Raw genomic sequence first — 13,603 nt, forward strand, 5'->3', positions numbered from 1 at the left:
ATCCCCTCATGAGCGGCAACATTCTCGACGCCCGGAACCTTAACAAAGTGGTACCCAGCGCGGAAGGCGAGCTGAGCATCCTGGCCGACCTCTCGCTGCAGCTGGCCAAGGGCGACAGCCTCGCCATCGTCGGCACCTCCGGGTCGGGAAAGTCGACCCTGCTCGGTCTGCTCGCCGGGCTGGATCTGCCGAGCTCCGGGGAAGTGCACCTGGCGGGCCACGCGCTGGCCGCGCTCAATGAGGATCAGCGCGCACGCGTACGCGCCGAACACGTCGGCTTTGTCTTCCAGTCGTTCCAGTTGCTGGACAGCCTGAACGCGCTGGAGAACGTCATGCTGCCCCTTGAGCTGGATGGCCGTCGCGATGCCCGCGAGCGCGCCACCGAACTGCTTGGCCGCGTCGGCCTCGGCGAGCGCCTGCACCACTATCCGCGTCAGCTTTCGGGTGGCGAGCAACAGCGGGTTGCGCTGGCCCGTGCCTTCGCCGCCGAGCCCGACGTACTGTTTGCCGATGAGCCCACCGGCAACCTCGACACGCATACCGGCGCGCACATCACCGAGCTGCTTTTCGAACTCAATCGCGAGCGTGGCACCACGCTTGTGCTGGTGACCCATGACGAGCGCCTGGCCAAGCGTTGCCATCGCATGATTCGCCTCGAGGGCGGTCGGCAGATTGCTGCCGAGGCGGCTGAATGATGCGCATGCCCAAGGCCCGCCTGTTCGCCCTGGCCTACCGGCAGTTATTGCGTGACGCTCGCGCCGGTGAGTTGCGCGTGCTGTTCTTCGCGCTGGTCATCGCCGTGGCCGCCAGCACCGCGATCGGTTATTTCGGCGCACGCCTGAACGGCGCCATGCTGCTACGCGCCAGCGAATTCCTCGGTGCTGACCTGGTGTTGAGCGGCAGCGCGCCGGCGGCGCCAGCGCAGATCGAAGCGGGCACGGCGCAAGGCCTCGCGCATGCCCAGGTCGTCGAGTTCTCCAGCGTCATCGCGACCGATGAGGATCTGCAGCTTGCCAGCGTCAAGGCCGCCAGCAACGGTTATCCGTTGCGGGGCACCCTGCGCAACGCTGCGCAGCCCTATGAAACCGAGCAGCCCGGCGGCGCTCCTGCACCCGGCGAAGCCTGGGCCGAGGCGCGGCTGTTTGCAGCACTTGACCTGGAGATCGGCGACAGCATCGAGGTCGGCAACAAGCCGCTGCGCCTGACCCGCGTGCTGACCTACGAGCCGGACCGGGTTGGCGACTTCTACAGCCTGACGCCTCGGGTGCTGATGCACCTGGACGACCTGGCCGCGACCGGTGTCGTGCAACCCGGCAGCCGCGTCCGTTATCGCGAGCTGTGGCGAGGTGAAAGCGCGGCATTGGCGGCCTATCAGCAGTCACTGCAAAGCGATCTGCAGGCGCACCAACGCATCGAAACGGCCAACGACAGCAATCGCCAGATCGGCGGTGCCCTTGGTCGCGCCGAACGCTATCTGAACCTGGCCAGCCTTGCCGCCATCCTGCTGGCCGGGGTGGCGGTCGCGCTCTCCGCCGCCCGCTTCGCTGCGCGCCGCTTCGATGCCAGTGCACTGTTGCGCTGCCTGGGCCTGTCGCGTCACGACGCCCTGCTGCTCTACGCCCTGCAACTGGGCATGCTCGGCCTGCTGGCGAGCATCGCCGGTGCGCTGCTCGGCTGGGCCGCGCAGCACGGACTGTTCTTTTTGCTGCGCGATCTGCTCGCCCAGGAAATACCACCTGGCGGCATCTGGCCGGCCGCGGCAGGCATCGCAACCGGGCTGGTGGCCCTGGCAGGCTTTGCCCTACCGCCGCTGGCGGGGCTGGGGCGCGTGCCTCCGCTGCGCGTGCTGCGCCGCGACATGCTGCCGGTACCACCTAGCGCGTGGCTGGTCTATGGGACCGCGATTTTCGCCCTCGGGCTGATCATGTGGCGGCTGAGCCTGGATCTGAAGATCACGCTGGCACTGCTCGGCGGCGGCCTGCTCGCCACGCTGCTGCTTGGCGGTCTGCTTCTTATGGGGCTCAAGGCCATGCGCCGCCTGCTTGCCGGTGCGTCGCTGAGCTGGCGCCTGGGCCTCGGCCAGTTGCTGCGCCATCCATTGGCTGCCGCCGGACAGGCCCTTGCCTTCGGCCTGATCCTGCTGGCCATGGCGCTTATCGCGCTGCTGCGAGGTGAGCTGCTCGATACCTGGCAGGACCAGCTGCCGGACAACGCACCGAATCACTTCGTGCTCAACGTACTGCCGGCGGAAAAGGATGCCTTTGCCGAGCGCATCGCGGCCATCTCGGACCATGCCGCGCCGCTGTATCCGGTCGTCCCAGGACGCCTGATCGCGATCAACGGCGAGCCGGTGCGCCAGCTGGTCAGCAAGGAATCCCAGGGTGAGCGCGCGATCCGCCGCGACCTGAGCCTGACCTGGGCCGCCGAACTACCGAAGGACAATCACATCGTCGCGGGCAACTGGTGGGGCGATCAGGGCGACGCGGACATTCCCGGGGTATCCGTCGAGGCGGAACTTGCGCAAAGCCTGCAATTGAAGGTCGGTGATCGACTGTCCTTCACCATCGGCGGGCTGACCCGCGAGGCCAGCGTCACCAGCCTGCGCGAGGTCAACTGGGACAGCTTCCAGCCCAACTTCTACATGATCTTCGAACCGGACACTCTGCAGGGCATGCCGGCCACCTACATGACCAGCTTCCACCTGCCGCCTGGCAAGGAACGCGAACTGGTGGAGCTGGCCCGCGCGTTTCCTTCGGTCACCCTGCTGCAGGTCGAGGCACTGCTGGCTCAATTGCGCAGCATCCTTGCGCAGGTATCACTGGCGGTGGAATACGTACTGCTGTTCGTCCTGGCCGCCGGACTGGCGGTTCTGTTCGCCGGGCTGCAAGCGACGCTGGACGAGCGCATTCGTCAGGGCGCGTTGCTCAGGGCGCTCGGTGCAGAGCGGGGCTTGCTGCTTCGTGCGCGCCGAGCCGAGTTCGGCCTGTTGGGCGCCGCCAGCGGCCTGCTCGCCGCACTCGGCTGCGAGCTGGTCAGCGCCCTGCTCTATCACTACGCATTCGATCTGCGCTGGCAGCCGCACCCATGGCTGCTGGTACTGCCGTTGATAGGTGCTTTGCTGGTCGGTGGCGCCGGTCTGATCGGTACTCGACGCGCGCTGAATGCGAGCCCGCTGACCGTACTGCGCGAGAGTTGAAGCGCTACAATCGGCGACTTTTCAGCGAGGACGCAAATCCATGAGTCGCTATCGCCCACCGCGCCCGGCCGGCACGCCCCTGATCACCCCAGAAGGTGAGGCTCGACTGCGTGCCGAGCTGCACGAACTCTGGCACGTCAAGCGCCCGCAGGTGACCCAATCGGTGAGCGAAGCGGCGGCGCAGGGTGATCGTTCGGAGAACGCTGAATACACCTACGGCAAGAAGATGCTGCGAGAGATCGACAGCCGCGTGCGGTTTCTGACCAAGCGTCTGGAAAAGCTCAAAGTCGTAGGCGACCGGCCCAGCGACCCGAACAAGGTGTATTTCGGCGCATGGGTGACCCTGGAGGACGAGGATGGTGAGGAGTCGCGCTACCGAATCGTCGGTCCTGACGAACTGGACCTGCGCCAGGGCCTGATCAGCATCGATTCGCCCCTGGCGCGGGCGCTGGTGGGCAAAGGTCTGGATGCCGAAGTCCAGGTGCAAACCCCGACCGGGATGAAGCTCTGGTACGTGGTCGCTGTCGAGTATCAGTGACCGGCAGGTCAATATCGGACGAACCGGTCATCATCTTCGGCGATTGTGCTGACATCTAAAAGCGATTGGCGGCTAAAAAGCAAAATCATCACTTTCTTACCCAGTCGCCGTTTCGCTCGGTAACAATGACCGCACGCCGCACAGATATCACAGCAATATCACCTCCCGTCGTAATTGCCCGACTAGAGCGGACGCGCTCCCGCTCGGTGCTTATGGCACGAATGCTGCGCTCTTCAGCGCGCAGTACGCGCCATGCGCGGTTAACGGCAATGGACTGCCCACAGCCCGATTCACATTCGAAGAGTGCGTCCATGAACAAGAACAAAACCTTGCTCGCTCTCTGTCTCGGTAGCGCCATGGCGCTTGCCGGTCAGGCTCATGCTGCTACTGGCAGCGGCTACACCGCTACGAAGTACCCGATCGTGCTCGCCCACGGCATGCTCGGCTTCGACAGTCTGCTGGGCATCGATTACTGGTACGGCATCCCCAGCGCGCTGCGCCGCGACGGTGCGCAGGTCTACGTCACCGAAGTCAGTCAGCTCAATACGTCCGAATTGCGCGGTGAGGAGCTGCTTGCGCAGGTGGAGGAAATCGTCGCCATCAGCGGCAAGCCAAAGGTCAACCTGGTTGGCCACAGCCACGGCGGCCCGACCGTGCGCTATGTAGCCGGTGTCCGGCCGGACCTGATCGCCTCGGTAACCAGCGTGGGCGCACCTCACAAGGGTTCGGACGTCGCCGATCTGATCCGCAAGATCCCCGAGGGCTCCTCTGGCGAGGCGATCATCGCCGGACTGGTGAACGCCATGGGCAGCTTCATCAATTTCGTTTCCGGCAGCTCAAGCACGGCCCCGCAGGACTCTCTCGGCTCGCTGGAGTCACTCAACAGCGAAGGCGCCGCCCGCTTCAACGCCAAATTCCCGCAAGGCATTCCCACCACCGCTTGCGGCGAGGGCGCCTACAAGGTCAATGGCGTGCGCTACTACTCCTGGAGTGGCACCAGCCCGCTGACCAACCCACTGGATATCAGCGACGCCATGATGGGTGCCGGAGCCCTGGCATTCAGCGGGCCCAACGATGGACTGGTCGGGCGCTGCAGCTCGCACCTGGGCATGGTGATCCGCGATAACTACCGGATGAACCACCTGGACGAGGTCAATCAGTTCATGGGGCTGACCAGCCTGTTCGAGACCGATCCGGTCAGTGTCTATCGCCAACACGCGAACCGCCTGAAGAACGCGGGCCTTTGACGCGCGACTCTTCGTGAACCAGGCCGGGATCGTCGATCCCGGCCGCTATCACCGAGCACCCCATGAGCAAATACATAATTCTTCTGGTGCTGGCCGTGGCGCTAAGCCTGACCATCATGCAGAGCCGATCGACACCCGGCCCGGCTGCAGTGGCCGAATTGCCATCGGCCACCTCACCCGCCACGGCTGCCCCAACACCACCCCAGAAGCCGCTGAAAACCCAACCGGCACCGCAAGGCACGCCGCAGTTGCCGACGTCGTTCAAGGGCACCCAGGTCGATGGCCAGTTCCTTCTGGATGAAGCCGGCAACCTGCTAATCGGCGCCGAACTTCGGCATCTGTTCGATTACTTTCTCGCCGCAGCCGGAGAGGAGCCGTTGAAGAACAGTATCGAACGCTTGCGCCGTTACATCGCTGCCGAGCTGCCGCAGCCGGCTCAGAGCCAGGCATCAGCAGTTCTCACCCAATATCTCAACTACAAGCGCCAACTGCTTGATCTGGAAGCGATTTATTCGAGAACCACTGACATTTCAGCGCTACGCCAACGCTTGAGTGCCGTGCAGGCGTTGCGCGCACGCGCGCTGGAGCCGGCTGTTCACCAGGCGTTCTTCGCCCTGGACGAGGCCTATGATCGCTTCAGCCTGGAGCGCCTGGCCATTCAAGCCGATTCAGCACTGGACAGCGAAGCCAAGGGCCGCGCCATCGACCAGCTGCGCGCCGGATTGCCCGGCGACCTGCAAGAGCTGCTCGTGCCGCAGCTGCAAAGCGAGCTGCGAGAGCAAACTGTCGCCTTGCAGGCCCAGGGCGCCAATGCGCAGCAGATCCGCCAGCTGCGCCAGCAATTGGTGGGCAGCGAGGCTGCCGCCCGACTCGAAGCGCTGGATCGACAGCGCGCGCAGTGGCAGCAACGGGTTGCTGCCTATCGGCAGGAACGTCAGCGTATCGAAGCCACTCGCGGCCTGGACGATGTCGAGCGTCGCAGCGCTATCGAGCAACTGGAGGCCGAACAGTTTGACGAGGGCGAACGCTTGCGGCTTGTCGCTGCCTTTCAGCAGCAGGAAGTGGCGGAGCGCTGAGAGCGGTCAGTTGGCCGCGGTCTTGCGGTCGGCCTCGAGCAGATAGCGCTCGCGCTGGTAGGCCAAGTAGTACTTGTTGACGCTGTTGACGTATGCCACTACGCCCATGCCAACAGTCTCCATGGCAATTCGCTCGACCTGGAAGAACCACTGATCCGGGTTCAGACCGCGCCGACGGGCTTCGGCGCGCATACTCTGCACCCGCTGCGGGCCGAGGTTGTAGGCGGCGAGAATGAACGCCATGCGCTCACGCTCGTTCAGTCGCGGGCTGGCGAAAAAGTTACGACGGATGTTCGCCAGATACTTCGCACTGGCCTGCACGTTGTTGTCCAACTGGTGGATGTTGCTGACACCCATCGCACGAGCCGTGGCCGGCGTCACCTGCATCAACCCCGTGGCACCGCCGGCGCCCCGCGCCGCGGGGTTCAGGGTGGACTCCTTGAACGCCAGGGCGGCGAGGTTCAGCCAGTCCAGCTCGATCTGTTCGGCATAGCGCTGCAGGGTCGGACGAACCTTTTCCAGGCGCTGGCGGCCCACTCGGTCGAGCGGGTACTGGACCTTGTACAGACGCCGGTAGACGCGCTCGAAGGCGGCATCCTGGTTGTCTGGCAGGTCGAAATCCTTGAGAAAGCGATCAGCACTGGCGCGCAACATGCTGGCGTCGTTCCGCACGAACCAGTGCATGCTGGCCTTGTCGCCCAGGCTCAGGTGCTGCTCGATGCGCAGTTTCGGCATGACCTTGGCCCAGCGCTCGGCGATGGTCTGCTCGACCACGGTCGCCGGATAGACGCCGGCCTGCACCATCTCCAGCACATCCTCGACAGCCAACGTGGGGTCGACCCACTCGGCAACGATCGGCGCCAGCTTGCGCTCCATCAGTTGCTTGTTCAGCCGCGCGAGCGCCGGCCCTGCGGCGCTGCCAGGTGGCAACGCAAGGCTGCGCCCGGATAGCTGGTCCAGACGCTGATAGCGTGGGCCGCCCTGGCGGCCGACCAGCACCAATGACACGTCGCTGACTACCGACCGGCTGCGGCTGATGCCTTTCATGCCCGCCAGCGGCAGTAATTCGCCGGGCGCTACCAGATCCCCCTCGCCGCGCTGCAGCGCGCCAAGCAACTGATCCTTGGCTTTGGGGATGATCTTCAGGGTAATCGGCCGCGCGGATGCAGCATTGCGATTCAGGTACTGCTCGAAGGCCCGCAGCCGCGCGTACTCGACGCCAATCGCTTCGCCTTTCACCTCACCGGAGCTGTTCCGGCTCTGATTGACCAGCACGCGCAGTACGCCACTACGGCGAATTTCGGCCAGATCACGTACCTTGTCGTTCGCTTGCCACGCCTCGGGACCCGCCACGCGCGCAGTCGCCATCGTTGGCATCAGGGCCAGCAGCAGGCAGAACATGAGTGGCAGCAATCGTGGCATCGGGATGCACCGGTCTGAAGACGCAGAGAACGCTGGTGCGGTGCTCCCTGCCCGCAAAAGGTGGCAAAGGTTCTCACAGGTTGGCTTATTCCGCCAGTTTTGCCTCCAAACTGGTTTAGATATAACTCCTATATTATTGATTTAGTTAGTTTTTAATCTCGAGGTATCCATGCAGCTTATCGACATCGGCGTCAATCTGAGCCACCCGACATTCGCCTCCAGCGCATCTGCGGTCGTCGAGCGCGCCAGAGCGGCCGGCGTCGTGCAGATGGTACTTACCGGCACCAGCCTCGAAGAAAGCGAAGCTGCTCTCAAGCTCTGCCGCCAACTGGACGAGTCCCGCTTGCACCTGTTCAGTACCGCGGGTGTGCATCCGCATGATGCGAGCCAATGGACGACTGACAGCGCCAGCCAGTTGCGCGGCCTTCTCGCCGAGCCCGAAGTGCGCGCAGTCGGCGAATGCGGCCTGGACTTCAATCGCGATTTTTCACCGCGACCGCTACAGGAGCGCGCGCTGGAGGAACAGTTGCAACTCGCCGTCGAACTGCAGTTGCCGGTCTTTCTGCACGAACGCGATGCCAGCGACCGGTTGCTGGCGATTCTGCGACCGTTTCGGGACCACCTCCCTGCGGCGGTGGTGCACTGTTTCACCGGTGAAAAACAGGCGCTGTACGGCTATCTCGACCTGGACCTGCATGTCGGCATCACCGGCTGGATATGCGACGAACGCCGCGGTACCCATCTGCATCCCTTGGTGAAGGACATCCCTACAGGTCGTCTGATGCTCGAGAGCGACGCACCTTACCTGCTGCCACGCACCCTGCGACCGAAGCCTAAGAGCGGCCAGAACGAACCGGCCTACCTTACGGAAGTACTGCGCGAAGTCGCGCTCCATCGCGGCGAGAGCGAAGCGTCGCTGGCGGCTCACACCACACGCTGCGCGCGCGCGTTCTTCGGCCTGCCGGACCTCGACTGAGTCACAGAAATTTCTCAAGCTCTGCCTCAGGCGGCCGTTAAATGTTCAGCCGCAGTGCAAGCAAGCGTTCCGCTACGCGCGCGCAACCTCCTATAGAAGAAGAGCAGTCATGGCCGTTTGGATTCGCGATCTGTCGCTCAAATACAAGTTCTGGGCACTGAACATGGTGACCTTCGTCATCGCGTTGCTGCTGGTGCTTTACGCCGTACAACTGGAGCAAAGCGCCCGTAGCGCCGACGCCGTCGCTGCAGCGCAGGCGCGTGCGTCGCTGCTGGCGAGCTGGCCGGCCGATGCTGCGCTGCCGCAGGGTGCGGACCTGATCGCGTTCCAGGCAGATCAGCGCGCCGCGGTCGAGGGTCAGGCTATCGCCGAAAGCGGCTGGACCACCCTCGCCCACGACCGACTGTTCTCCAGCAATCCCGTGGTCGGCGCCCACCTGATCTCCGCGACGAATGGTCAGAAGCTGGCTGTACTGGCCCGCGCGCCCAGCGCTGTTCAGGTACTGAGCCAGCACTTTTTCAGCTACGCCGTGGCGGTCGCCGTGCTGATGCTCGGCCTGCTCGGCGCTTCGCAACTGCTTATCCGCTTTCTGCTCAGCCACCTCAACACGCTCAAGGACGTCATGCTGCACGTGGAGCGCAGTGGCGACCTGCAGGCACGGGTTCCGCTGGACAGCCGTGACGAAGTCGGCCAGATGGCCAGCGCATTCAACGCCATGCAGGGCGGCTATCAACGCGTGGTCAGCACCGTCGCCCAGGCTGCCGCGCGTCTCGACGAGGGCGCCAGCCGGCTCGCCACGAGCATGAACGACGTGCACAAGGGCATGCGCGGTCAGCAGGGTGAAACCGACCAGGCAGCCACGGCCATCAACGAAATGAGCGCCACGGTGCACCAGATCGCCGAGCATGCACGCGAAACTCGCGATCAATCACAGAACGCCGACCGCCTTGCGGGCGACGGCCACCGGGTCGTCGGCCGTGTGGAGAAGTCCATCTCCAGCCTGTCCCAGGGTGTGCAGCAGACCGGCGAGATGATCGAGCAGCTCGCCGCGGACAGCCAGAAGATCAACGGCGTCGTCAACGTGATCCACAGCATCGCCGAACAGACCAACCTGCTGGCGCTGAACGCCGCCATCGAGGCAGCCCGCGCCGGTGAACAAGGCCGCGGATTCGCCGTGGTCGCCGATGAGGTGCGCAACCTCGCCAAGCGTGTGCAGAGTTCCACCGACGAGATCACCCAGATGATCTCCGGCCTGCAGGCGATGACTCGCGATGCCGTGGAGTTCATGCAGGAGAGTTCACTCAAGGCCGATGATTGCGTGCGCGAGGCACATGAGGCAGCCCAGGCACTCGAAGCCATCGCCGGCGCAGTGGCCCAGATGCGCGAAAGCAACACCCAGATCGCCGTTGCCGCCGAGCAGCAGAGCCAGGTCGCCGAGGAGCTCAATCGCTCGGTTACCGGCATCCGCGACGTCACTGAACGCACCGTGGAGCAGACCGTAAGCTCGGCCAGCACCAGTGCCGAGCTGGCCGCGCTGTCCACCGATCTGAGCCGTGCCATCGGCCAGCTCAAGCTCTAGCTTCCTGCCAATGCGGCGTTGCGCTCGTGCAACGCCCTCCGCGCTCGAAAAGCATGCACCGCCTCGAGCGCAGCCCCAAAACAGGGCATCCCCCTAGTGCCACCCTTCCCCACGACGCCTGCAGCGCGCGATTTTTGTGCATTGGCATCGCTCTTGCTTTGCATCCTTTGCGAAGAAAGCTGCTGCACCTGCGAAGACAATTTGAAATAGCTGACTAGGGTTCCGACTCGTTGACGCGAGTGGCTGGTCCGAGAGTTGGCGACCTCCAGCGAGGTTACACGGCGGGATAAAAGCCCGGGAGACAGCGTGATTGCACGCAGCTCCTGCGCTATTCCCAACACTGGAGGGTTTGCCATGTGCCCGCTCGAAACGGCTTTGCCGTTCTCCGCTCTGCCTTGTGCCAGGGCCTCTGCCGCACCCGAACTTCACAGTATTCCACCTGTTGCCGCGGCCGTTGCACGGGGTATCTGCCCATGCGTCTGATCAACCGCACTCCCGGACGTAGCGGCTGGTTGGCACTGGCAATTCTGCCCTTCGCCCTGCTGCTGGCGCTGTACCTGACCAACTCGGCCCAGCGCCTGGAACTGAACCCCAACGACAAGTTGCTGCCCAGCTTCGGCCAGATGAGCGCAGCCGTCGAACGCCTCGCTTTCACCCCCGACAAACGCTCCGGCGACTATCTGTTCTGGCAGGACACCGCCTCCAGCCTCAAGCGCCTCGGCACCGGTCTTGCCATCGCGGCAGTGGCCGGCCTGTGCCTGGGTATCGCCGCCGGCACCCTGCCGCTGTTCAGCGCGCCACTTTCGCCCCTGCTTACGGTGCTGTCGATGGTGCCGCCCCTGGCGATCCTGCCGATCCTGTTTATCGTTTTCGGTCTGGGCGAGCTGTCCAAGGTGATGCTGATCGTCATCGGCATCACACCAATCCTGGCGCGTGACCTGGAACAGCGCGCACGGGAAATCCCCCGCGAGCTGCTGATCAAGGCGCAAACCCTGGGCGCCAACACCTGGACCCTGATCCTGCGCCTGGTCCTGCCGCAGCTGATGCCGCGCCTGCTGATCAGCCTGCGCCTGGTACTCGGCTCGGCCTGGCTGTTTCTCATCGCCGCCGAAGCCATCGCCTCCACCGATGGGCTTGGCTACCGCATCTTCCTCGTGCGTCGCTACATGGCGATGGACGTGATCCTGCCCTATGTCGCCTGGATCACCCTGCTGGCGTGGGCCATGGACTACCTGCTGCGGCGCCTGACGCAGCTGCTGTTCCCCTGGTACGAAGGAGCCAAGGCATGAGCGAGAACAACGCCAAGGCATCCGTGGCCGCACAGTCGAGCCAAGGCACAACGCAACCAGGGACTCGCGCAGGCGGCAACCCCGGCTCCTTCATTCAGGTGAAGAACGTCTGGCAGCAGTACGGCGATCAGGTCGTGCTGGAGCGCCTGAACCTGAACATCGCCGAAGGCGAGTTCTGCACCCTGGTCGGTGCCTCCGGTTGCGGCAAATCCACCTTTTTGCGGCTGCTGCTCGGCCAGGAAGCGCCCAGCCGTGGCGAGATCCTGCTCGATGGCCAGCCGCTGGCCAACGAACCGGATGCCAGCCGCGGCGTGGTCTTTCAGCGCTACTCGGTATTTCCGCACCTGACCGTACTGGACAACGTCGCCCTCGGCCTGGAACTACCGTGCGCCCCGCTGCTGGGCCGTCTGCTCGGACGTCGCAAGCACGATGCCCGCGAGCAGGCCGCGCAGATGCTGCACAAGGTCGGCCTCGGCCATGCGCTGGACAAGTACCCGGCGCAACTGTCCGGCGGCATGCAGCAGCGCCTGGCCATCGCCCAGGCGCTGATCATGAAGCCCCGCGTGCTGCTGCTCGACGAGCCCTTCGGCGCACTCGACCCGGGCATCCGCAAGGACATGCATGAGCTGCTGCTGGAGCTGTGGCGGGAAACCCGGCTGACGGTGTTCATGGTCACCCACGACCTGTCGGAAGGCTTCACCCTCGGCAGCCGCATCCTGGTCTTCGACAAGCCGCGCATTGATCCCCACGCCCCGGGTGCCTATGGCGCGCGGGTGACCTACGACATTCCCTTGCACGAGGGCCGCCACGCGCCCGGCGCGTCCGCTGGCGTTCCGGTCGCCCTCAGCGAGAAATTCCGAACTGCCTATCAAGGAGCCTGACATGAGCGCTTCACTCGCGATCCGCCCCACGCTGTACGAGGAAACCGTTCCCGGTGGCGGCCACACCTCCTTCGTCCTCAAGCGTGGCCAGCTGCTGCGCCTGACCGATCTGGAAGGCGGCGCCAACGTCAGCTTGATGCTGCTCAACGCCCAGGAGAAGAGCGAGCGGCTGAACCTGCCCGACACCCTCAAGTGCCAGCACACCGCCAAGCTCACCGCCGGTCATTGCCTCTACTCGGACATGGGCCGCGTACTGGCTGCCATCACCGCCGACACCTGCGGCTGGCACGACAGCTTTGGCGGCGTGCTGAACGCCGAGGAGTTCCGCGAGAAATACGGCCAGGGCCGCTATCAGGAACTGCGCAACGGCTTCTTCCGCAACGGCACCGACAACCTGCTGGTGGAGATGGGCAAGTGGAACCTCAACCTGCAGGACCTGCTCATGGTGCTCAATCTGTTCAGCCGGGTGGACGTCAATGCCGACGGCACCTTTGCCTTCCACAGCGGCAATTCCAAAGCGGGCGACTACATCGAGCTGTACGCGCCAATGGACACCCTGGTGATCCTCACCGCCTTGCAGCATCCGCTGGACCCCAATCCGCTGTACGCACCCAAACCGGTGCAGCTGAGCTGGCACAAGGTCGAGAGCGATGGCATCAGCGTGCTCTGCCGCACTTCGCGTCCGGAGAACGGCCGCGGCTTCCACAACACCGAACGACTCTACATCTGAGGAGGTTGCCGACATGACCATCGTAGAAAGCAGCCTGCACCCCGAAACCGCCAACTTCCGCCACCTGATCCCGGCCGGCGAGCCATACCTGTTCGAAGTGAAGGCCGGACAGACCCTGCGCTTGCTGGATGTCGAGGGCAATCAAGCCATCGACACGTTGTTCTTCAGCGCGAAGAACCCGCGCGAACGCTTCGACCCGCAGCGCACCCTGCGCCGACAGAACAAGGTCTATCTCACCGCCGGCACGGTGTTGTATTCCAACCTCGGCAACCCCTTGCTGACCATCGTCGCCGACACCTGCGGTCGCCACGACACCCTCGGCGGCGCCTGCGCCCAGGAGAGCAACGTGGTGCGCTACGCCCTGGACAAGCGCTACATGCACAGCTGTCGCGACAATTTTCTGCGCGCCAGCCTGCACGACGGCCGTCTGGAGAAGCGCGACATCGGCGCCAACATCAACTTTTTCATGAACGTTCCGGTGACGCCCGAGGGCGGCCTGACCTTCGAGGACGGCCTTTCCGCACCGGGCAAGTACGTGGAGCTCAAGGCCGAGCAGGACGTGATCGTGCTGATCTCCAACTGCCCGCAACTGAACAACCCCTGCAACGGCTGGAACCCGACGCCCGCCGAGGTGCTGGTGTGGGACTGATGGCGCTGTTACGACGCCAC

12 protein-coding genes and 1 riboswitch are annotated in these 13,603 nt (G+C 64.3%); of the genes, 11 read left to right on the forward strand and 1 reads right to left on the reverse strand.

Going from position 1 to position 13,603, the window contains the following annotated elements; all coding sequences use genetic code 11:
* Positions 1-8 precede the first annotated feature (8 nt).
* From LLJ08_RS11160 to LLJ08_RS11180, 5 genes are all read left to right on the forward strand, one after another.
* Entirely contained in the window at positions 9-695 is a 687-nt protein-coding gene (locus LLJ08_RS11160; protein ID WP_228207029.1) for an ABC transporter ATP-binding protein, read from the forward strand.
* Complete coding sequence (locus tag LLJ08_RS11165; RefSeq protein ID WP_228207030.1) at positions 692-3,196, forward strand: ABC transporter permease; 2,505 nt, start codon at positions 692-694, stop codon at positions 3,194-3,196. Before LLJ08_RS11160 ends, LLJ08_RS11165 begins: the two co-directional genes overlap by 4 nt.
* Positions 3,197-3,236: 40 nt before the next feature.
* Complete coding sequence (gene greB / locus LLJ08_RS11170) at positions 3,237-3,734, forward strand: transcription elongation factor GreB (protein WP_014820332.1); 498 nt, start codon at positions 3,237-3,239, stop codon at positions 3,732-3,734.
* A 311-nt stretch (positions 3,735-4,045) separates the two neighbouring features.
* Positions 4,046-4,981 (forward strand): triacylglycerol lipase, encoded by a 936-nt coding sequence (locus LLJ08_RS11175; protein WP_044314780.1) that lies wholly within the window; start codon positions 4,046-4,048, stop codon positions 4,979-4,981.
* Positions 4,982-5,043: 62 nt separating this feature from the next.
* The gene (locus tag LLJ08_RS11180; protein WP_228207031.1) at positions 5,044-6,057 is read left to right on the forward strand and encodes a lipase secretion chaperone; all 1,014 of its coding nucleotides are present in this window, start codon (positions 5,044-5,046) and stop codon (positions 6,055-6,057) included.
* Positions 6,058-6,063: 6 nt separating this feature from the next.
* Here the strand turns inward: LLJ08_RS11180 and LLJ08_RS11185 are convergent, their stop codons facing one another.
* Complete coding sequence (locus LLJ08_RS11185) at positions 6,064-7,479, reverse strand: MltF family protein (RefSeq protein WP_228207032.1); 1,416 nt, start codon at positions 7,477-7,479, stop codon at positions 6,064-6,066.
* A 169-nt stretch (positions 7,480-7,648) separates the two neighbouring features.
* On the opposite strand from LLJ08_RS11185, the gene LLJ08_RS11190 reads away from it, so the two are divergent.
* From LLJ08_RS11190 to LLJ08_RS11215, 6 genes are all read left to right on the forward strand, one after another.
* A complete protein-coding gene (locus LLJ08_RS11190) occupies positions 7,649-8,455 on the forward strand; it encodes a TatD family hydrolase (protein ID WP_221103862.1) in 807 nt (268 codons plus the stop codon).
* Positions 8,456-8,564: 109 nt separating this feature from the next.
* The gene (locus LLJ08_RS11195; RefSeq protein ID WP_228207033.1) at positions 8,565-10,034 is read left to right on the forward strand and encodes a methyl-accepting chemotaxis protein; all 1,470 of its coding nucleotides are present in this window, start codon (positions 8,565-8,567) and stop codon (positions 10,032-10,034) included.
* Positions 10,035-10,237: 203 nt separating this feature from the next.
* Positions 10,238-10,337, forward strand: a riboswitch (guanidine-I (ykkC/yxkD leader).
* A gap of 170 nt (positions 10,338-10,507) precedes the next feature.
* Positions 10,508-11,323 (forward strand): ABC transporter permease, encoded by an 816-nt coding sequence (locus LLJ08_RS11200; RefSeq protein WP_125861943.1) that lies wholly within the window; start codon positions 10,508-10,510, stop codon positions 11,321-11,323.
* Positions 11,320-12,204 carry an ABC transporter ATP-binding protein gene (locus LLJ08_RS11205; protein ID WP_228207034.1) on the forward strand — a complete coding sequence of 295 codons (885 nt, stop codon included), beginning with the start codon at positions 11,320-11,322 and terminating at the stop codon, positions 12,202-12,204. Before LLJ08_RS11200 ends, LLJ08_RS11205 begins: the two co-directional genes overlap by 4 nt.
* Before the next feature lies 1 nt (position 12,205).
* Positions 12,206-12,934 (forward strand): urea amidolyase associated protein UAAP1, encoded by a 729-nt coding sequence (locus tag LLJ08_RS11210; protein ID WP_228207035.1) that lies wholly within the window; start codon positions 12,206-12,208, stop codon positions 12,932-12,934.
* Between the two features lie 13 nt (positions 12,935-12,947).
* Complete coding sequence (locus LLJ08_RS11215; protein WP_179484227.1) at positions 12,948-13,583, forward strand: urea amidolyase associated protein UAAP2; 636 nt, start codon at positions 12,948-12,950, stop codon at positions 13,581-13,583.
* The last annotated feature ends 20 nt before the right edge of the window (positions 13,584-13,603 follow it).

Origin of the sequence: Stutzerimonas chloritidismutans (genome assembly GCF_020783375.1) — a bacterium.
Classification (GTDB): Bacteria; Pseudomonadota; Gammaproteobacteria; order Pseudomonadales; family Pseudomonadaceae; genus Stutzerimonas; species Stutzerimonas kunmingensis.